The sequence below is a fragment of the Azonexus sp. R2A61 genome (genome assembly GCF_021401135.1).
In the GTDB taxonomy this organism is placed as follows: domain Bacteria; phylum Pseudomonadota; class Gammaproteobacteria; order Burkholderiales; family Rhodocyclaceae; genus Azonexus.
The window spans coordinates 740,402-760,091 of sequence record NZ_JACBFO010000002.1; the positions used below are offsets into that span (position 1 = coordinate 740,402).

21 protein-coding genes are annotated in these 19,690 nt (G+C 62.5%); 16 read left to right on the top strand and 5 right to left on the bottom strand.

The genetic code is table 11. From position 1 onward, the window contains the following. The first annotated feature begins 76 nt into the window (after positions 1 to 76). Entirely contained in the window at positions 77 to 430 is a 354-nt protein-coding gene (gene uraH, locus L0962_RS08515) for a hydroxyisourate hydrolase (protein WP_234085937.1), read from the top strand. Beyond that, a complete protein-coding gene (locus L0962_RS08520; protein ID WP_234085938.1) occupies positions 430 to 1,629 on the top strand; it encodes a urate hydroxylase PuuD in 1,200 nt (399 codons plus the stop codon). Before uraH ends, L0962_RS08520 begins: the two co-directional genes overlap by 1 nt. 1 nt (position 1,630) lies before the next feature. On the opposite strand, the gene gpt is transcribed toward L0962_RS08520, so the two are convergent. Then, positions 1,631 to 2,152 (bottom strand): xanthine phosphoribosyltransferase, encoded by a 522-nt coding sequence (gene gpt / locus L0962_RS08525; RefSeq protein WP_234085939.1) that lies wholly within the window; start codon positions 2,150 to 2,152, stop codon positions 1,631 to 1,633. Positions 2,153 to 2,211: 59 nt separating this feature from the next. Between gpt and puuE the strand changes: the two genes are divergently transcribed. The 6 genes from puuE to L0962_RS08555 all read left to right on the top strand — a co-directional run bounded on the left by puuE (position 2,212) and on the right by L0962_RS08555 (position 7,144). Next, positions 2,212 to 3,138, top strand: coding sequence for an allantoinase PuuE (gene puuE / locus L0962_RS08530; protein ID WP_234085940.1), 927 nt, complete (start codon positions 2,212 to 2,214; stop codon positions 3,136 to 3,138). Between the two features lie 9 nt (positions 3,139 to 3,147). Next, positions 3,148 to 4,179 (top strand): allantoicase, encoded by a 1,032-nt coding sequence (gene alc, locus L0962_RS08535; RefSeq protein ID WP_234085941.1) that lies wholly within the window; start codon positions 3,148 to 3,150, stop codon positions 4,177 to 4,179. Further along, on the top strand, positions 4,176 to 4,670 hold the full coding sequence (locus L0962_RS08540) for an ureidoglycolate lyase (RefSeq protein WP_234085942.1): 495 nt from the start codon (positions 4,176 to 4,178) through the stop codon (positions 4,668 to 4,670). The genes alc and L0962_RS08540 overlap by 4 nt, the downstream gene beginning before the upstream one ends. A gap of 101 nt (positions 4,671 to 4,771) precedes the next feature. Beyond that, the gene (gene upp, locus L0962_RS08545) at positions 4,772 to 5,404 is read left to right on the top strand and encodes a uracil phosphoribosyltransferase (protein ID WP_234085943.1); all 633 of its coding nucleotides are present in this window, start codon (positions 4,772 to 4,774) and stop codon (positions 5,402 to 5,404) included. Further along, complete coding sequence (locus L0962_RS08550) at positions 5,401 to 6,630, top strand: uracil-xanthine permease family protein (protein WP_234085944.1); 1,230 nt, start codon at positions 5,401 to 5,403, stop codon at positions 6,628 to 6,630. Before upp ends, L0962_RS08550 begins: the two co-directional genes overlap by 4 nt. A 70-nt stretch (positions 6,631 to 6,700) precedes the next feature. Then, positions 6,701 to 7,144, top strand: coding sequence for a PACE efflux transporter (locus L0962_RS08555; RefSeq protein WP_234085945.1), 444 nt, complete (start codon positions 6,701 to 6,703; stop codon positions 7,142 to 7,144). Positions 7,145 to 7,162: 18 nt separating this feature from the next. Here L0962_RS08555 and ccoG read toward each other — a convergent pair whose 3' ends face one another. After that, on the bottom strand, positions 7,163 to 8,569 hold the full coding sequence (ccoG, locus tag L0962_RS08560) for a cytochrome c oxidase accessory protein CcoG (protein WP_234085946.1): 1,407 nt from the start codon (positions 8,567 to 8,569) through the stop codon (positions 7,163 to 7,165). 92 nt (positions 8,570 to 8,661) lie between these two features. Between ccoG and L0962_RS08565 the strand changes: the two genes are divergently transcribed. From L0962_RS08565 to L0962_RS08580, 4 genes are all read left to right on the top strand, one after another. Beyond that, positions 8,662 to 9,111: an Rrf2 family transcriptional regulator gene (locus tag L0962_RS08565; protein ID WP_234085947.1), complete on the top strand. Its 450-nt coding sequence runs from the start codon at positions 8,662 to 8,664 to the stop codon at positions 9,109 to 9,111. Further along, entirely contained in the window at positions 9,104 to 9,301 is a 198-nt protein-coding gene (locus L0962_RS08570) for a hypothetical protein (RefSeq protein WP_234085948.1), read from the top strand. Before L0962_RS08565 ends, L0962_RS08570 begins: the two co-directional genes overlap by 8 nt. Next, positions 9,298 to 9,861, top strand: coding sequence for an HPP family protein (locus tag L0962_RS08575; protein WP_234085949.1), 564 nt, complete (start codon positions 9,298 to 9,300; stop codon positions 9,859 to 9,861). Before L0962_RS08570 ends, L0962_RS08575 begins: the two co-directional genes overlap by 4 nt. A gap of 81 nt (positions 9,862 to 9,942) precedes the next feature. Continuing rightward, positions 9,943 to 11,070 (top strand): VIT1/CCC1 transporter family protein, encoded by a 1,128-nt coding sequence (locus L0962_RS08580; protein WP_234085950.1) that lies wholly within the window; start codon positions 9,943 to 9,945, stop codon positions 11,068 to 11,070. Between the two features lie 164 nt (positions 11,071 to 11,234). On the opposite strand, the gene L0962_RS08585 is transcribed toward L0962_RS08580, so the two are convergent. Continuing rightward, the gene (locus tag L0962_RS08585) at positions 11,235 to 12,260 is read right to left on the bottom strand and encodes an adenosine deaminase (RefSeq protein ID WP_234085951.1); all 1,026 of its coding nucleotides are present in this window, start codon (positions 12,258 to 12,260) and stop codon (positions 11,235 to 11,237) included. Between the two features lie 208 nt (positions 12,261 to 12,468). Between L0962_RS08585 and L0962_RS08590 the strand changes: the two genes are divergently transcribed. Beyond that, entirely contained in the window at positions 12,469 to 13,020 is a 552-nt protein-coding gene (locus L0962_RS08590) for a DUF4124 domain-containing protein (protein ID WP_234085952.1), read from the top strand. Positions 13,021 to 13,024: 4 nt separating this feature from the next. Further along, complete coding sequence (locus L0962_RS08595) at positions 13,025 to 13,726, top strand: nuclease-related domain-containing protein (RefSeq protein ID WP_234085953.1); 702 nt, start codon at positions 13,025 to 13,027, stop codon at positions 13,724 to 13,726. Between the two features lie 266 nt (positions 13,727 to 13,992). Here L0962_RS08595 and L0962_RS08600 read toward each other — a convergent pair whose 3' ends face one another. Further along, the gene (locus tag L0962_RS08600) at positions 13,993 to 16,362 is read right to left on the bottom strand and encodes a hypothetical protein (protein ID WP_234085954.1); all 2,370 of its coding nucleotides are present in this window, start codon (positions 16,360 to 16,362) and stop codon (positions 13,993 to 13,995) included. A gap of 102 nt (positions 16,363 to 16,464) precedes the next feature. Here L0962_RS08600 and L0962_RS08605 point away from each other — a divergent pair, with 102 nt between their 5' ends. Next, on the top strand, positions 16,465 to 17,679 hold the full coding sequence (locus tag L0962_RS08605) for a hypothetical protein (protein WP_234085955.1): 1,215 nt from the start codon (positions 16,465 to 16,467) through the stop codon (positions 17,677 to 17,679). A 203-nt stretch (positions 17,680 to 17,882) separates the two neighbouring features. On the opposite strand, the gene L0962_RS08610 is transcribed toward L0962_RS08605, so the two are convergent. After that, the gene (locus L0962_RS08610; RefSeq protein WP_234085956.1) at positions 17,883 to 18,956 is read right to left on the bottom strand and encodes a BMP family ABC transporter substrate-binding protein; all 1,074 of its coding nucleotides are present in this window, start codon (positions 18,954 to 18,956) and stop codon (positions 17,883 to 17,885) included. 165 nt (positions 18,957 to 19,121) lie between these two features. Here L0962_RS08610 and L0962_RS08615 point away from each other — a divergent pair, with 165 nt between their 5' ends. Further along, on the top strand, positions 19,122 to 19,616 hold the full coding sequence (locus tag L0962_RS08615) for a nucleoside deaminase (RefSeq protein ID WP_234085957.1): 495 nt from the start codon (positions 19,122 to 19,124) through the stop codon (positions 19,614 to 19,616). Positions 19,617 to 19,690 lie beyond the last annotated feature (74 nt).

Sequence of the window (19,690 nt, forward strand, 5' to 3'; positions counted from 1 at the left end):
CGATAGCCTTTATAAACCCCGCGCGCCCCCGCCCTTCCTATAATCGGCATATCGCCAATGTCTTCCGGGAAAGCCCATGGGACGCCTCTCCACGCACGTACTCGACACCGCCAGTGGCCGCCCCGCCGCCGGCATAGCCTACACGCTGGTCCGCATCGACGGCGACCGCCAGGTCGCGCTGGCGGCCGGCACGACCAACGCCGACGGTCGCACTGACGCCCCGCTGTTGAGCGGTGCCGACCTGCGCGCGGGCATCTACGAACTGGTTTTCGAAGCCGCCGCCTATTTCCGCGCCGCCGGCGTCGAACTGCCCGAACCGCCCTTCCTCGACCGCATCACGCTGCGCTTCGGCGTCGCCGATCCAGAGGGCCACTACCACGTGCCGCTGCTGGTGTCGCCGTGGTCCTACTCGACCTACCGGGGCAGCTGATGGATGCGCATTACCTGATCGAAGTCGGCTCGCTGCTGCTGCGCTGGCTGCACCTGATCGTCGGCATCGCCTGGATCGGCTCGTCCTTCTACTTCGTCTGGCTGGACAATACGCTGAAACCCCCGGTCGACCCCGCGCTGAAGGAAAAAGGCGTCGGCGGCGAGCTGTGGGCGGTGCATGGCGGTGGTTTCTACAATCCGCAGAAATACCTGGTGGCGCCCAAGAATCTGCCGGACGACCTGCACTGGTTCAAGTGGGAATCGTATTCGACCTGGATCACCGGCTTCTTCCTGCTCGGCGTGTTGTACTACTCGCAGGCCGCGACCTACATGGTCGATCCGGCCAAGGCCGACCTGTCGCCCGGTGCCGCCATCGGTATCGGCCTGACCACGCTGATCGTCGGCTGGCTGGTGTACGACACGCTGTGCCGGGTGTTGATGCGGCGCAGCCTGCTGCTGTTCGCGGCGCTGTATTTCGTCTTTGTGGTTGCGGTGGCCTACCTGCTGAGCCACCTGCTGTCGGGCCGCGCGGCCTTCCTGCACGTCGGCGCGATGATCGCCACGACGATGAGCGCCAACGTCTTCTTCTGGATCATTCCCGGCCAGAAGACCACCGTCGCGGCGATGCAGCGCGGCGAGACGCCGGACCCGATCCACGGCCAGCGGGCCAAGCAGCGCAGCGTGCACAACAACTACCTGACGCTGCCGGTGCTGTTCTGCATGATCTCCAACCACTACGCCTTCACCTACAACCATCCGCAGGCCTGGCTGGTGCTGGCGCTGATCCTGCTCGCCGCGGTGCTGATCCGCCACTTCTTTAACCTGCGCCACAAGGGCGTTTTCGCGTGGCAGTACCCGGCCGTCGGCGGACTCATTCTGGCTGGCGTCTTCGCCTGGCTGGCCCCCGCGCCGATTTCACGGTCGACCGGCGAAAATGGCCAAAATCCGGCGTTGACCGTGCAAGACATCCAGCCGGTGCTGGCCGCCCGCTGCACCGGCTGCCACTCGGCGACGCCGACGCTGATGCCGGCCGCGCCGGCCGGCGTGCTGCTCGACACGCCGGAACAGATCCGCGCCAACGGCCCGCGCCTGCTGACCCAGACGGTTCAGTTGAAGGCCATGCCGCTCGGCAACGTCACGCAGATGACCGAGGCCGAACGGCAGAAGATCGCCGACTGGGCCGCCGGCGGTTATCGCTGAATCAGGACGAGGACGCGGCGCGATGTTTCTTGATCGGCGGCACGAACTGGTAGTCGATGTCCCAGGGGAAGTAGATCCACTTGTCCTGGGCAAACTGCTTGACGCACAGATCGACCACCTCGCGGCCCAGCGGCTTGGCGTAGAGCGTCGCGAAGTAGGCCTTGGGCAGCAGTTTGCGGATATAGCGGGCGGTGTTGCCGGTATCGACCAGGTCGTCGATCAGCAGATAGCCCTCGCCGTCGTGCTCGACGCCCTTGAGCAGTCGGACTTCCTTGCGCACGGTCGAGGCGCTGTCGTCGTCGGCGGCTTCGTAGCTCGACGCGCAGATGGTGTCGACCAGGCGGATTTCCAGCTCGCGGGCGACCAGCGCGGCCGGGATCAGGCCGCCACGGGCGATGGCGATGATGCCCTTGAACGGTCCCTTGTCGACCAACTGGTGGCACAAGAGGCGCGTGTCGCGGTGCAATTCCGGCCAGGAAATCACGATATCGTCACGGTAAGGGCTGGTAGGGGCGTTTTCCATGGTGCAATCCCGAGGGTGAAGAATGGGCGGCAGTATAGAGGGAGCTTGAGTTGAGCCATATGTCTGGAAACGAATATCCGCGCGATCTGGCCGGTTATGGCCGTAACCCGCCGCACGCGCAATGGCCGGGCCAGGCCCGCATCGCCGTGCAGTTCGTGCTCAATTACGAGGAAGGCGGCGAGAACTGCGTGCTGCATGGCGACGCCGGTTCCGAGCAGTTCCTCTCCGAGATGTTCAACCCGGCCAGCTACCCGGACCGCCATCTGTCGATGGAGTCGATCTACGAGTACGGCTCGCGCGTCGGCGTCTGGCGCATCCTCCGCGAATTCGAGAAGCGCGGCCTGCCGCTGACCGTCTTCGGCGTCGGCATGGCGCTGCAGCGCTGCCCGGAGGTCACCGCCGCCTTCGTCGAGCTGGGCCACGAGATCGCCTGCCACGGCTGGCGCTGGATTCACTACCAGAACGTCGACGAGGCCACCGAGCGCGAGCACATGCGCCTGGCGCTCGACACCATCGAGAAAATGACCGGCACGCGCCCGCTCGGCTGGTACACCGGTCGCGATTCGCCGAACACGCGCCGGCTGGTCGCCGACGACGGTCGGCTGCTCTACGACAGCGACTACTACGGCGACGACCTGCCCTTCTGGACCGAGGTCACGAAAAGCGACGGCACGACCGTGCCGCACCTGATCGTGCCCTACACGCTGGACACCAACGACATGCGCTTCTCGCTGCCGCAGGGTTTCAGCCACGCCGATCCCTTCTTCCAGTACCTGAAGGACAGCTTCGACGCGCTCTACGAAGAGGGCAAGGAATCGCCGAAGATGCTGTCCATCGGCATGCACTGCCGCCTGCTCGGCAGGCCCGGCCGCATCCGGGCGCTGCAGCGCTTTCTCGACCATCTCGAAAAACACGACCACGTCTGGGTCTGCCGCCGGCTGGACATCGCCCGCCACTGGCAGGCCACGCACCCGTTCAAGAAATAAGGAATCCCCATGAGCACTCCCGGCAACCCCATCGTCTCCGCCCCGGCCGACCTGCCCGACTGGGCCAAACGCTCGGTCAACCTGGCCGACGCCCGCATCGGCGCGCGCGCCATCGTCGCCAGCGACGAATTCTTCGCGCCGCTCGAACGCCTGCTCAACCCGGAGCCCGCCGTCTTCGTGCCCGGCAAGTACGACGCCAACGGCAAGTGGATGGACGGCTGGGAAACCCGCCGCAAGCGCACCACCGGCTACGACTGGAGTATCGTCAAGCTCGGCCGGCGCGGCATCCTGCGCGGCTTCGACGTCGATACCAGCCACTTCACCGGCAACTTCGCGCCGGCCATCTCCATCGACGCCACCGATTGCGAATCGGACGATCCGGCCGTGCTGGCCCAGGCCCGCTGGACGCGCATCCTGCCGTCCACGACCCTGTCGGGCAACAGCCACCACCTGCTGGAAATCGACAGCATCGACACCTGGAGCCACCTGCGCCTGAACATCTACCCGGACGGCGGCGTCGCCCGCCTGCGCGCCTACGGCCAGCCGGTCGGCGTGTTCGACGCCAACGATCCGGACCGCATCTACGACCTCGTCGCGCTGGAAAACGGCGGCCGCGCCGTGGCCTGGAACGACGCGCACTTCGGCTCGGCCTCCAACCTGATCGCGCCGGGCCGCGGCATCAACATGGGCGACGGCTGGGAAACCCGCCGCCGCCGCGAGCCGGGCAACGACTGGTGCATCCTGCAACTGGGCGCGCCGGGCATCGTCGAGCGCGTCGAGATCGACACCGCGCACTTCAAGGGCAATTACCCCGACCGTTTCTCACTGCAGGCGGCGCGCATGGACGGCGGCACCGACCAGTCGGTGATCACCCAGAGCATGTTCTGGCCGGTGCTGCTCGGCGAGCAGAAGCTGTCGATGGACGCCATCCACAGCTTCGAGGGCCTGGCCGAACTCGGCCCGGTGACGCACGTGCGCCTGAACATCATCCCGGACGGCGGTGTCTCGCGGCTGCGCCTGTGGGGCAAGGTGGCCCGGTGAAAATCCTCGTTCCGGCGCCGTTGACCGCAAGCGCCTTCGCGCCTTTCGGCCAGGTCATTGCGGTCGACGCCGCCAAAAGGCATTTTTCCATCAACGGCGGCAACACCGAGCGCTACCACGACCTCGCCGAACTCGACCCCGGCCCGGACGGCAAGCTGATCGTCAGCATCTTCCGCGGTCAGCCGCGCACGCTGCCCTTCGCCGTCGAAATGATGGAACGCCATCCGCTCGCCTCGCAGGCCTTCATGCCGCTGGCCGACGAGCCGTACCTGGTCGTCGTTGCCAAACCGGGCCCTGCGCCCGGCCCGGACGATCTGGTGGCCTTCCTCGCGCAGCCGGGCCAGGGCGTCAATTACGCCGCCGGCGTGTGGCATCACCCGCTGCTCGCGCTCAACCGAATTTGCGATTTTCTGGTGGTCGACCGCAGCGGTCCGGGCGACAACTGCGACGAGGTGAGCCTCTCGACGCCGGCCATGCTTCATTTGCCCTGACGCCGGATGCGACGAAACGCGCAAATTCTCGCCATCGCATGCGCTTTCCCGTGGCCGATGAATTACCCTTCACCCTTTTACCGAAAGCACGCGAGGATCTCATGCCGGTGATCGAAGTCCGCCACCCTCTGGTCAAACACAAGATCGGCCTGATGCGCGAAGGCGACATCAGCACCAAGAAATTCCGCGAACTGGCGGCAGAACTGGCCCGCCTGCTGACCTACGAGGCCTGCGCCGATTTCGAGCTGGAGAAGGTCGTCATCGAAGGCTGGGCCGGCCCGGTCGAGATCGACCAGATCAAGGGCAAGAAAGTCACCGTGGTGCCCATCCTGCGCGCCGGCATCGGCATGCTGGACGGCGTGCTCGACCTGATCCCCAACGCCAAGGTCAGCGTCGTCGGCATCGCCCGCAACCACGAGACGCTGATGCCGGAGCCCTATTTCGAGCGCTTCGTCGGCCAGTTGGACGAGCGGCTGGCGATGATCATCGACCCGATGCTGGCCACCGGCGGCTCGCTGGTCGCCACCGTGGACATGTTGAAGCGCAAGGGCTGCAAGCACATCAAGGCGCTGGTGCTGGTCGCCGCGCCGGAAGGCATCGCGGCGATGACGGCGGCCCACCCGGACGTCGAGGTCTACACCGCCGCCGTCGACAGCCATCTCAACGAACTCGGCTACATCATCCCGGGCCTCGGCGACGCCGGGGACAAAATCTTCGGAACCAAGGAAGCATGACCACCACCACCGCCCCCACCTGGCGCACCGCCCTGTCCGGCGCGCAAATCCTCTTCGTCGCCTTCGGCGCCACCGTGCTGGTGCCGCTGCTGACCGGCCTCAACCCCAGTCTGGCGCTGCTCGGCGCGGGCGTCGGCACGCTGATCTTCCAGCTCTGCACGAAGCGCCAGGTGCCGATCTACCTCGGCTCCAGCTTCGCCTTCATCGCGCCGGTGATCTACTCGGTGCAGACCTGGGGCATGCCGGCGACGCTGGGCGCGCTGGCCTCGGCGAGCTTCTTCTACTACGTCGCCGCCGGGCTGGTGAAATGGCGCGGCGTCGGGTTGATCCACAAGCTGCTGCCGCCGGTCGTCATCGGTCCGGTGGTCATGGTCATTGGTCTGGGCCTGGCCCAGGTCGCCGTCTCGATGGCCACCGGCAAGGCCGGCGACGCGCAGGTCGTGCCCTACGAAACGGCCATCGCCGTCGCCGCCATTTCCCTGCTGGCAACGATGTTGACCGCAATCCGCGCGCGCGGCCTGCTGAAACTGGTGCCGATCCTGGTCGGCGTCGCCGTCGGCTACGTTGTCTCGCTGTTCCTTGGCATCGTCGATTTCGGCAAGGTCAGCAACGCCGCCTGGATCGCCCTGCCGGAATTCGGCACGCCGGAATTCAACCTCGCCGCCATCCTGTTCATGATCCCGGTGGCCATCGCGCCCATCGTCGAGCACGTCGGCGGCATCCTGGCCATCGGCTCGGTGGCCGGCAAGGATTTCACCGAAAGCCCCGGCCTGCATCGCACGCTGCTCGGCGACGGTCTGGCGGTCAACGTCGTCGGCCTGTTCGGCGGCCCGCCGGTGACCACCTACGGCGAAGTGACCGGCGCGGTGATGCTGACCAAGAACTACAACCCGGTGGTGATGACCTGGGCGGCCGGCTTCGCCATCCTGATGGCCTTCGTCGGCAAGTTCGGCGCGCTGCTGCAGACCATCCCGATGCCGGTGATGGGCGGCATCATGGTGCTGCTCTTCGGCTCCATTGCCGGCATCGGCCTGAAGACGCTGCTCGACGCCAAGGTGAACCTGTCCAGCGCGCGCAACCTGTGCATCGTCTCGGTGACGCTGGTCACCGGCATCGGCGGCCTGGGCGTGACCATCGGCAGCTTCTCGCTGCAGGGCATCAGCCTGTGCGGCGTGCTCGCCGTGCTGCTCAACCTGCTGCTGCCCAAGGAAGCGGCCGAAGCCTGACCCATCCGAGGAAACACGACACCGGGGCCGGTGCGCGACAAGGTCGCCGCCGGCCCCGGCCTGCCTGACCATGAGCCATAAACCCAAATTGAGAAGCCTGCCGGATCGCATCCGGCAGATCGCCCTGTTCGAGGTCGGCGGCCTGCTGCTGATCACCCCGCCCTTCGTCTGGCTGAGCGGCGTGCCGCTGACCGACTCGCTCGGCCTGCTGGCCATCATCGCGGCCATCGCCGCGCTGTGGAACGCCGCCTACAACACCGGCTTCGACTGGATCGAGGGCCGTCTGACCGGCCGTACCGCCGACCGCCGGCCGGCCCTGCTGCGCGTGGTGCACGCGCTCGGCTTCGAGACCGGCCTGCTGCTGGTCAGCCTGCCGATCATCATGGCCTGGACCGGCATGGGCTGGCTGGAAGCGCTGATCGCCGACATCGGGCTGGCGCTGTCCTACGTCGCCTACGCCTACGTCTTCAACCTGATCTACGACCGCTTCTTCCCGATCGCCGACGAATCCTGAAACGCTACCGGGGCGCGTTCACGGCATCCAGAACTTGGATTTCTCGTGCGCCTCGATGGCAGGGTCGACGGCATCGCGGACCGTAAAATCGATGGCGTTCGAGCCGGCCGGCAGACTGCCCGGCTCGGCCCGGACGACGACGGTGGTCGATGCCGATTCGCCGGCCGGCACCGTCAGCTCGACTGCGCCGCCGAGCGCCAGTTCCTGACGGCCGTCCAGCGTCACCTGCAGCGAGCGGGCGACATGCCCGGCATTGAGAATCTGCAACTGATAGCTGTTTTCGATGCGCCCGTCGTCGGCCTCACGCGACAGCACGTTACGGTCCTTCTGGACGTTGATGCGCAATTGCGGCCGGGTCGCCAGCGACCAGGCGGTAGCCAGCGTCAGGCCGATCAGCAGCGCGGCATAAACCAGCACCCGCGGCCGCAGCGCCCGACGCAGCACGGTGCCCAGCGTATAGCGCTGGGCGATGGCGTTCTCCGTCGAATAGCGGATCAGGCCGCGCGGGTAGTTCATCTTGTCCATCACCTGATCGCAGGCGTCGATGCAGGCGGCGCAGCCGATGCACTCGTTCTGCAGGCCGTTGCGGATGTCGATGCCGGTCGGGCAAACCTGCACGCAGATGCCGCAATCGACGCAGTCGCCCAGGCCCAGCGTCTGCGGATCGACGCCCTTCGGGCGCGCCCCGCGCGCATCGCCACGCTGACTGTCGTAAGCGATGATCAGCGTATCCGGATCGAGCATGACGAACTGGAAGCGGGCGTACGGGCAGATCTGCCGGCACATCTGGTCGCGCAGGAAACCGGCATTGCCGTAAGTGGCAAAGGCATAGAACACCGCCCAGAAACTGGCCCACGGCCCGGCCGAAAAGGCGAGCAGATCGCCGACCAGCTCGCGGATCGGCACGAAGTAACCGACGAAGGTGATGCCGGTCCATAAGGCGAACACGCCCCAGGCCAGGTGCTTGGCGCCCTTGATGGCAAGCTTGCGGGCGCTCCACGGCTGGCCGTCCAGCTTGATGCGCTGCGGCCGCTCACCCTCGATACGCTTCTCGATCCACAGGAAGATTTCGGTGTAGACCGTCTGCGGGCAACTGTAACCGCACCACAGGCGGCCGGCGACGGCGGTGAACAGGAACAGCGCCAGCGCGCCGACGATCATCAGCATCACCAGATAGATGGTGTCCTGCGGCCACAGCACCAGATCGAACAGGTAGAACTTGCGCGCATCCAGATCGAACAGCACGGCCTGCCGGCCATCCCAGGGAATCCAGCACAGGCCGTAGAAGACCAGCTGCGTCAGCCACACGAAAACCCAGCGCCAGCGCGTGAAAGGGCCGTCTACGGACCGCGGATAGACCTTGCCTTCGGCATCGCCGACGGCCTTGATGTCGATGACTTTTCGTTGCTTCGGGGGATGAGCCATGAAAATGCTTTAAGTGGAATTAAAAATTCCGCTTTATGGTAACGGGCCGCCTGCCTATAATCAACATATCAAATGTCACTTATCGATCCGCCATGCGCCTGAGCACCTTTTCCGACTACAGCCTGCGCGTCCTGCTCTACCTCGGCGCGCAGCCGGACCGCCTGGCCAGCACGGCCGAGATCGCGCAGGGCCACGGCATTTCGGAAAGCCATCTAATGAAGGTGGTGTTGCACCTCGGGCGCTGCGGCTACGTGCAGACGGTGCGCGGCAAAGGCGGCGGCCTGCGCCTCGGCATGGCGCCGCGGGAAATCGTGCTGGGCGACGTGCTACGCCAGACGGAAAGCGATTTCGCGCTGGCCGACTGCTTCGGCAAGGACTACCCCTGCCGCATCGACGGCGCCTGCCGGCTCAAGGGCGTGCTCGGCGAAGCCCTGCAGGCGATGTTCCTGGTGCTCGACAGCTACACCCTGGCCGACCTGCTGCTCGACCCGGCCGCGTTGATCCCCGTCGCCCCGCCCCTGGAGAACGCCGACCATGACTGACGACACCATCGACCCGGCGGCCATCGACGCCGACCACGAACCCGAGCTGTCCGACGAGGACATCCTCGACGCCATGCAGCACATGCCCGGCTACATCGACATCAGCACCGAGGATTTCCGGCTGATCTACCACCTGGCCTGGCAGCACGCCGTGGCCCGCCTGCGCGGCCGTCGGGACGGCAACGCATGAGCGGGGAAGAACGCGGCTGGCGCGCCTATTTCCGCAAATGGCGCGGCACCACGGCGGGCGGCCCGCCGCGCGTCAGCAACTCGGAAATCTTCTGGTCCTGGCTCGGCGCGCTGCTCGGCATCGGCTTGCTGGCCGGCCTCGGCGAGCTGTTTTTCCAGACCTACGCACTGCATCTGCTGATCGGCTCGTTCGGCGCCTCGGCGGTGCTGCTCTTCGGCGCGCCGCGCAGCCCGCTGGCCCAGCCGCGCAACCTGCTCGGCGGCCACATCGTCTCGGCCGCCGTCGGCGTGCTCTGCTGGCAGTTGCTGCATGCCGTACCGATGCTCGCCCAGGCGCTCGCCGTGGCCAGCGCCATCGCCCTGATGCACCTGAGCAAGACCCTGCACCCACCGGGCGGCGCGACGGCGCTGATCGCCACGCTGGGCAGCGCCGAGATCGAGCGTCTCGGCTATTGGTACATAGTGTGGCCGGCCACCGTCGGCCCTTTGCTGCTGATGCTGGTGGCCCTGCTGGTCAACAATCTGCCGGCCTCGCGGCGTTACCCGCTGGTCTGGTGGTAGGCATCGTTTCCCGGCGCCGGGCGATTTCTCGAAATCCGGCGCAAAATGGGCCGAATACGCGCCAGACGACGGGAACAAGAGATGCCGCACAAACAGGATGTTGCACGCTTCATCGCCAATTTTCGCGACGAAACCGACAGCGCGGCGTTGTACCGGGCGATGGCCGAGCACGAGCCGAAAACGGAAATCGCCGAAGTCTACCGGCGCCTGGCCCAGGTCGAGGAAAGCCACGCCGATTTCTGGCGCCGACGCATCGAGCAGGCCGGCGGCCGGGTGCCCACCGGCATCGGCTGGCGAGCGCGGCTCCTGATCGCGGCCAGCCGGCGCTTCGGCGCACAAAGCGTGCTGCCGCTGGTGGCCGACGACGAAACGCGCAACCGCAGCGTCTACGACCGCCAAGGGGAAGCCGCCGGCACCTCGCTGCCGGCCCAGGAACGCTCGCATGCCCGCCTGCTGTCGCTGCTCGCCAGCCGCTCCAGCCAGGGCTGGAACGGTAGCGCTTACTCCCGCCTGGAAGGCCGGCACGGCGCGGGTGCCGCCAACAATCTGCGGGCCATGGTGCTCGGCGCCAACGACGGGCTGGTATCCACCTTCTGCCTGCTGATGGGCGTTGCCGGTTCGGCCGCCGGGCCGCAAGTGCTACTCGCCACGGCCCTGGCCGGCACGCTGGCCGGCGCCTGTTCGATGGCGATGGGCGAGTGGATTTCGGTGCAAAGCGCCCGCGAACTGCAGGAAAGGCAGATCGCCAGCGAAGCCGAAGAACTGGCCGAGGTACCAGCCGAAGAGCAGGAAGAACTACGCCTGATCTATCAGGCCAAGGGCTTTGCGCCGGAAGAGGCGAAACAGATCGCGGCGCGGGTGATCGGCGACAAGGACACGGCGCTCGACACGCTGGTTCGCGAGGAACTCGGCATCAACCCGGACGATCTGGGCGGCTCGCCGATGGGCGCCGCGCTGTCGTCCTTCCTCGTCTTCCTGGTCGGCGCGCTGGTGCCGGCCCTGCCGATGTTCCTGGTTGCCCGCGAACAGATCGTGCCGGCCAGCCTGATTGCTTCCGCCGCCGGCCTGTTCGCGCTGGGCGCGGCGATTGCGGTCTTCACCGGCAAGCACCCGCTGTTCTCCGGCCTGCGCCAGTTGACCATCGGCCTGGCGGCAGCCGGCGTGACCTTCGGCATCGGCCGGCTGTTCGGCGTGGCGGTCGGCGGGTGAAAGCCTGTTCCGGAGGCGCCTGGGCGTAACGACTAGTAACGACTAATTTATCAAACGATTAGTAGACATTGACAGGCAAGCAAGCGCGCGGAGCCGCCACCATCGGGTTCGGCATCGGCCGCCAGACGTATCCCACTGCGGTCGACACCGAAAATTCGCGATTTTTACCCGTCGACCGCAAAAGCCGCATCCAGCTGCGCAATCCACGCTGCCTTCTGCGCCGGCTCGGCGAAGCTTGCCTCGAAACTGTTGCGCGCCATCCGGTACCAGGCGGCCGCATTGAAGTGGAAAGCAGCCTGCACGGCGCGGATGTTGTCGTTCATGTAACCGCCGAAATAGGCCGGATCGTCGCTGTTGATCGTCACCTTCGCCCCGTCGGCCAGCAGGTCGGCCAGCGTGTGCTGTTCCATTTTGTCGAACACGCACAGCCGGATGTTGGACAGCGGGCAGACGGTCAGCGGAATGCCGTCGCGCACCAGCCGCGCGACCAGCGCCGGATCCTCGACCGAGCGCACACCGTGGTCGATGCGCTGCGAACCGAGCAGATCGAGCGCCTCGCGGATGTACTCGGGCGGCCCTTCCTCGCCGGCATGCGCGACCACCGGCTTGCCGAGTTCGCGGCAACGGGCGAACAGGCGCTGGAACTTGCGCGGCGGATGGCCCTTCTCCGACGAATCGAGGCCGAAGCCGACGATGTGTTCAAGATAAGGCTCGGCCTCGGCCAGCGTCGCCAGGCCATCCTCTTCCGACAGGTGACGCAAAAAGCACAGGATCAGGCTGGCATCGACACCCCAGCGCGCCCGGCCCGCCTCGATGCCGGCGACGAAGCCGCCGATCACGTCGCCAATCGGCACACCGCGCGCCGTGTGCGTCTGCGGATCGAAAAAGATTTCTGCGTGAATCACGTTGTCGACCGCAGCACGCTCCAGGTAGGCCAGCATCAGATCGCGGAAATCGTCGGCAGTGCGCAACACGTCGGCGCAGGCGTAATAGAGGTCGAGGAAGGACTGCAGGCAGTCGAAGTCGTAAGCCGCCGCCAGCGCGGCCTCGTCGGCGTAAGGCAGCGTGATGCCGTTGCGCCGGGCCAGTTTGAAGGCGAGATCCGGTTCCAGCGTGCCTTCGATATGCACGTGCAGTTCGGCCTTGGGCATGCGGCAGGCGAGATCGAGAACGGGGTCGTGGGTAGTCATCGCTGAAGAATCCCTGAATGGCACGGTAATCGCCCGATTCTACGAGAAGCGGCGGTGCGCCGGACGTATAGTCGGCATCTGGGAATGGGGATGAACAAGCCGCAAGTTTCCGTGCATCAAAGCCCTGAGCATTTGCGAAGCTTCCACAAACGGGCTAGCCGGACGTCATCCGGGATACCATTACCCATCCCGGATAGATACCTGCATCATGAAACGCCCGATTGCCGCGCTCCTTGGATTGTTGCCCTTTTCCTTTGCCATCGCGCAGTACCGCTGCGTCGAAAACGGCAAAACCTTGTTTACCGACAAGCCCTGCACCACGCTGGAAAGTGCAGCCCCGCCACGGGGTAGCAGCCCGAAAATCATTGGCGATCCAGCCAACAGCGCCTACTCAAGCGCATATGGCGACTGGCGGGGACAGATACAGTATCAAGCAAGCTTCAAAGGGCAACCGGTATCGGAAGCCCACGCAGTCGTTCAGACAACGATTTCCATCGACCCACAGGGAAAAATTCTGGGGTCGTCGCCCGAAAACGGTTGCCGCATGAAAGGCATCGCCAGCCCGAGCCTCGCCGCCAATGTCCTGCAACTGGACGTCACCCTCAGCGGCTGCAATTTCTCCAGACTCAATCGCCGACTGACCGGAACGCTGGCCTTGTTCCCGAAAGATAAGCGGACCCAATTCTGGGTCTATGCCCACCCCGTCGATTTCCTCAATCCTGGTTGGAGTTACGACCTCAAAGGCACGCTACGGCGCTAACGACATGTCACTGCAATCATTCATCAAGGGCTGGATCGGCGAAACCCTCGGCGCGATTTCCCAGAAGCTGCTGCTCGACCCGAAGATTTATTTCCCGCTGAACAACATCACGCTGCAGACCGCTAACGGAACCACCCAGATCGACCACATCATCGTCTCGAAATACGGCATCTTCGTCATTGAGGCCAAGAACATGGGAGGCTGGATTTTCGGCGACGCGAAAAGCGCCCAATGGACGCAAAGCCTGTTCGGCAAGAAATACCGTTTCCAGAACCCGCTGCACCAGAACTACCGCCATACCAAAGCATTACAGGAATTTCTGGGCGTAGACGAATCGAAACTGATCTCGCTGGTAATGTTCTGGGGCGAATGCGAATTCAAGACCCCGATGCCGGACAACGTTCGCTGCTCCGGCTACATCAGCTTCATCAAACGCTACACGGCCACGCTGCTCACCGACGCCGAAGTCCAACAATTCGTGGCAGCCATCCAGTCCGGGAAAATGCCCAAGGGGCTCGTGAAGTCCTTTGAAACCAGATCGGCGCATCTGGCATCGCTGAATCAGCGACACAGTAGCACCACCCACTGCCCAAAATGCGCCAGCGAACTGGTGGTGAGAACGGTGAAAACCGGCCCCAAGGCTGGATCAGAGTTTTACGGTTGCAGCGGGTTTCCGAAATGCCGTTATACGAGGCCGGTGGAGTGAGTAGTGTGTATAGAACACCGGCCAGGCGGAGGTGCAGCGATCTGAAAAGGAATACAGGCTGCTTGTCGGCCAGAACGGTCATTGAGACCCAGTGCCACTAACGGCCGCAAAGTGCACATCAACGGTCACAGGAGCTTATTCTCATCGAATGCCCTGCTGGCACCTCGGTGCTACTAAGGTCCCTAATTCTGAGAATATATTTGTCATTATTCTCTGCTGCGACTGAATCGTGGATAAACGAGGCCGCCCAACGCCCTATGCTGTCGCTACACATACGCGGTCGCCGAATTTGGTCCTCGCTCAGCAAGGACCTGTTCGGGACTTTTCCCGACGATGATAATGCTCTCAGGAGCACCAAGCTGTATGTGTTTCATTGCTTCGGTCATCCCCGCCCACCTTTCGACATCCTCTTTCAGGGAAACCAAAGTCCTTCCCGAGCAAGTCGCTAGCTCCTCCAAGAACGCCTCAAACCAGTGAGCTTTGCGACCATTGATTGCGACGTTTGCTGTGAGTAAAACGTTATGGAATTCGTCTTTGCTTAGGGACAAGCGAGCATGGCTCATTAGCCTGCGAAGCACCTCTGTGCAGTGAGACATTCGCAACATTCCAGATACAACTTCGCGCCAAGTGAGCAACGTCCTGTACTTAAGCGCCTCGGGAACAAACTCTGCGAGTCGTAAACTCATCCTCCCGCTGAATACTGCTGCTTCCAGCGCTCGTATTGGGAGAATCGTGGCGAGGACAGCACGTGCCCCAAGCGCAAAAGCCGCAGTGGCGACAGAACTATGTGATCCATCTATGGGCTGGGTGTCGCACGCGCTGAACATAACAATCGGTGGCATTTGAATTCGGTTTTTGAGATCCCATGGATTCAAGGAGGCACCACCGATAACCAGCGTGCCCATCCCCAAGGTCTCGTCAAATCTACCGTGACAATCAAAAACGACAATCGCGCCCTCGTAATCGTTCAAAGCTGCAACGAATTCACCCTCATTTTCAACGTCAACGATCCGATACCGTATCCTCTGAGTTGGCTCGTTCGTTGTGACAATGCTGGTCGCTCGCTCAAATAGAGGTTTGAGCCGATCGTCCGGCGCAAATGAACGAATGACGAGAATTTCCTCGAAGCTCTCTTGTGGCAACACTATTGGAGGGAGGGAACACTGCTGCAGGAACATGTTCCCAGGAAGTGGATTAAGGCGCGATGTGTCGTAACGAAGGCCCAACGGAAGACCGTAGGTGGGTAACAGCTCAAGCGGTAGATCGCTTACGAGTTTCATGCCTTCGATTTGCCCGCTCCTTGCCGGCGCATCGATACGCTGGAGAAAGGATGGGGCGATTAGTGACCGCATCTTTTGTCCTAACCTTGTCATGAGACGGGAAGTCTTCCACTCGATCCTTATCTGCGCTTCAGCTCTTGTGCAGTCTGCGAGCATCTTCAGGTCACCTCGAATCGAATGGAGCCTCGGTTCAAGACGTAACACTGGAACAAGAGAAGCTGCCGCAAGCAGTGACAAGCCGGCGGTAAAGGCGCGCATGTCATTCCCCCGCAGCTGGTTTATGGCCAAGTAAAGCTTCCCGACTGCAGGTTTGCCGAACTCGTTTACCTTGATCCAGTCGAAGTATGTCTTCGCCTGTACGACTGAGGCATAAGCGAGCTTGAGGTCTTCGCGTAGTTCTGGTGCCATCTCTTGGACTCGTGCCCGCCAGTCCTTGTAGTGCCCCCAGTAGACGCTTGCTAAAGCTAATACGTAGCGGTGGTCTTGTGGCGCATTTGGCATGCCTTTGAGTAAGCGTTCGCGCTCCTCAGCTACTGCGTCGGCGCTTTCGCAAATTCGACTTATGTAGGTCTCGGAGCTATTGTCGGTCATAAAAGGCTGGCTTATGGGCTTGCTTCGGTGAAACTTCCAGCCAAATGCCATTAACGCGATCTCGTTGGGCATCACAACGTTGTGTTGTCCAGCCTGAAGATGGTGTTTTCTCGGACGAACCTGCGGTTCGGCCGATATGAGTTGTCTTGCTTGGCGCACGAATACTTTCCACTCATCTCGACTGGCTAGCGCATCCAGCACTTCTCTCGTGTACTTGGAGATACCGTCTGTGAGTAGATCTCTTATGCTAATGCGGCCACTACCCGGGATTGATGACGCATGAAGAACCGGCGCCTCGGCATCCTTAATAACCAAGTCAACCGCTTCCGCCACCGTCTCATCGTTGGTCAAGAAGACCTGAAACGGTGTGCCAACAATCCGATGGACTTCAGCAACCGCGTCGATGCTGATTGGAGTAACAAATGGCCAGATTCCCCGAAAAAGGCGCTGAACCAGCACAGAACTTCGATCCGTGTGCGGTTCTCGAATGTCGGCGGGAAGCGTTGCCGCCACCATTAGGGGGTCCGCTGCGGCATGAAGCCCTGGGGTGTACCAACCCAGCGGGCTCGCTTCCTCTATTTTCTGGGGCAAATGAGGAACAAAGTAGAACACCTTGAACTTACGTTCCATCGCAGTTGTTAGCGCGTAGGCTCGTCCCTCTTCGGGGGACAGCCCACCGAAGGGCTGTTCGGACGGCCGATCGACTGAAGATTCAATACTGCGTTTTCGTTTATTTCTTCTTTTCGCCAAGACGATCTCCGTCACTGAATTTCCGTATTGATCTCAACCGTGACATAAGTTACTCCGTGTATGCTACTGGGTTATATACCGAAGCTCGACGTTATCAGCGACCATCGCGGGACTCCAATGGATCGAATCCTCAAAGTACACATTGACAGAACAACCTGGCCCAATCCAGGCATACCCCCCTTGTTCCCCAAGTCGTTCAAAGCCGGCCTAAGTTCTTACAACTTGAACATTCCGGCGATGCTGATGATGATCGGGTACTTAACGACTCCGACCTCGTCTACGGGCGTCTCGCTAAGCGAGTTTTGGGCATGGGTACGATATCTTGCGGCCATTTCAAACCAAGCGGATTTGAGTCTGACGCAGACCTATTCAGAACTTGATGCGCATCAGAAGACTATTCTGAGCGACGACTTTGGAATGGGCGTGCCTATTCTTTGGTTATGCGACAAGCTTTCGCTCGTACAGATTGTCGACGGCAGATACTTCATGGAGAGGATTGCTCCCATGGTTGGAGTGACTCAACGGCGAACTGCGAAGCGCGGGCCGAACAAAACACCAGATTTCCTCGCACGCGATGCAGCAGGAAAGTGGCACATCATTGAGTGCAAGGGTACGCAATCCGGTTCCGAATTTAGCGAGAAACAACTCGGGACTAAGGGACCACCGCCTACCGGCGGGATTGCTCAAAAATGCTCGATCAGATTTCCACCAAGCCATACTGGGCAACGGTTGGTTTGCGGCCTAAGCATTGGTGTTGAGGGGCGTACAGGAAGTGTTCTCAAAATTATTGACCCTGAACCAGAGGATCCATTTGAAGTTGAAACCGATCAACTTATATATGCTGAAGATGCTGCGAATCGCGGCGTAATATCCAGGGTTCTTCGCATGTCCGGATTTGAAGTAACCGCCGAGTCAGTTGCCTCACCATTCGGAAGTAGGCCTGATGCGACACGCGCTGCGTCGGCAAGGGCAGAGAGTGCGCGCAAAAAAATGGTGGAGGAGCGGGACCAGAAATCGCGTAGAGAAATTCGTAGCATAGTTGGCCAAAGATTAGTTTTCGACGGAAATTTCCGTGGTCGGGAGATTCCTATTGAACTTCCACGCGAGATCTGGGTGAATGAAGAACCGGTAAGGAAGGTCATCCTTAGGCAAGGAGTCTGCCGCGAGGCGCTAGAGGAACTGGAGCAAAAGCCGAGTGTTGAGGATCTTGCTGACAATAAACACGTATCTTGGACGCAGCTTATTGGTAGAAACGTGGTGGAGACTGACAGGCTTTCCGCGACGATGCGCATCGGCGACATCTTCCGCTCTGAAATTATCCTGGCGCCGTAATAATTGCCGAGCCCAATTCATAGAAATGCAGCGAGCCGTCTGAGGGAGCATCCGCTATCCGTCACGGAACGGACGTTTTAGCAGCGATGGGCCAATGACAGCTTCGGCCGACCAGCAGCCTCCAAAACAACAAAGCCCCCGACCAAGGCCGGGGGCTTCCCTTTCTTCCGCCGGCTTTTCACCGGCACTAACCATCCCGCTACTTACTTCGGAATCGTCCCTTCCACGCCTTCGACGTAGAAGTTCATCTTCTTCAGATCGCCATCGGCGTAGGTCTTGCCGGCAGCCAGGAATTCCTTGCCGGACTGGTCCTTGAGCGGGCCGGTGAAGGGGTGCAGCTTGCCGGCCTTGATCGCGTCGCGGCGTTCTTCGGCAATCTTCTTGACCGGGGCCGGGACGGCCGCGCCGAAGCTCTCGATGTTGACCGCGCCTTCCTTGACGCCGTACCAGAGGTCGCCGCTCTTCCAGGTGCCGGCCTTCACTTCTTCCAGCGTCTTGGTGTAGATGGTTTCCCAGTGCAGCACGGATGCGGCCAGGTGGGCCTTGCCGCCGAACTTGCTCATGTCGGAATCCCAGCCGAAGGCGAGCACGCCCTTCTCCTGTGCGGCCTGGACGACGGCCGGGGAGTCGGTGTTCTGCATCAGCACGTCGCAGCCCTGGGCGATCAGCGCCAGCGCGGCTTCGCGTTCCTTGCCCGGATCGAACCAGGAGTTCACCCAGATGGCGCGGGTGGTGATGGCCGGGTTGACGCTGCGCGCGCCGAGGGTGAAGGCGTTGATGTTGCGGATGACTTCCGGGATGGGGATGGAGGCGACGACGCCGAGCTTGTTGCCCTTGCTCATCTTGCCGGCGACGACGCCGAGCATGTAGGCACCTTCATAGGTGCGCACGTCGTAGACGCCCAGGTTGGCGGCCGTCTTGTAGCCGGTGGCGTGCATGAAGACGGTGTTCGGGAAGGCCTTGGCGACCTTGACCATCTGGTTCATGTAGCCGAAGGAGGTGGCGAAGACGACCTTGTTGCCTTTCTGTGCGAGGTCGCGGAAAACGCGTTCGGCGTCGGCCGTTTCCGGCACGTTTTCGACGAAGGCGGTTTTGACGCCGGTGGCGGCTTCGGCCTTCTTGCGGCCTTCGTCGTGGGCGTAGGTCCAGCCGTGGTCGCCGGTCGGGCCGATGTAGACGAAGCCGGCCTTGATCGGCTCGGCGGCCTGGACACCGGAGATTCCGGCGATGGCGATGGCGGCGGCAGCCGTCAACAACTTGAGTCGGGACAGGAACATGCGCGAATCTCCTTTACGGTTCAGTGGGGTTGGTTGCCGTACTCTAACAACGCAGCCGGGGCCAGCCCATCTCGAAAATCTTATGACCGGTATCGCTCAACGCTGTCATGACGACATGGCGGCGCATCGCATAATGCGGTGCACCATTCTACGGACTTGCCCAGCATGAGCGATACCCCGAATCCGCAGGACGAAGGCTTCCTGCGCCATTGCATCGAACTGTCGCGCCGCGTGCGCGACGGCGGCAAACATCCCTTTGCCGCCATCGTCGTGGACGAGCACGGCAACATCGTCGCCGAGGCCGGCAACGATTCGCTGCCGCCGGAAGGCGACCCGACCCGCCACGCCGAACTGGTCGCCGCCGGCCTGGCCGCCCGCCGGCTGAGCCCGGAACAGCTGGCGCGCAGCACGCTGTACACCAGCGCCGAGCCTTGCGCGATGTGCGCCGGCGCGATCTATTGGTGCGGCATCGGTCGTGTGGTCTACGCGCTGTCCGAGCATAAATTGCTCGGCCTGACCGGCGACCATCCGGAAAATCCGACCTTCGCCCTGCCCTGCCGCGAGGTTTTTGCGCGCGGCCAGCGCCGCATCGAGGTCACCGGCCCTTGCCTGGAGGACGAAGCGGCCGAACCGCACCGGGGTTTCTGGCACAGACCATAAGCATTCGCACATACCGCTTATCGGCCTACGCGTCTCAACCGGCCGCCGCCGCTGTGCTAACTTGAAGGCAATGT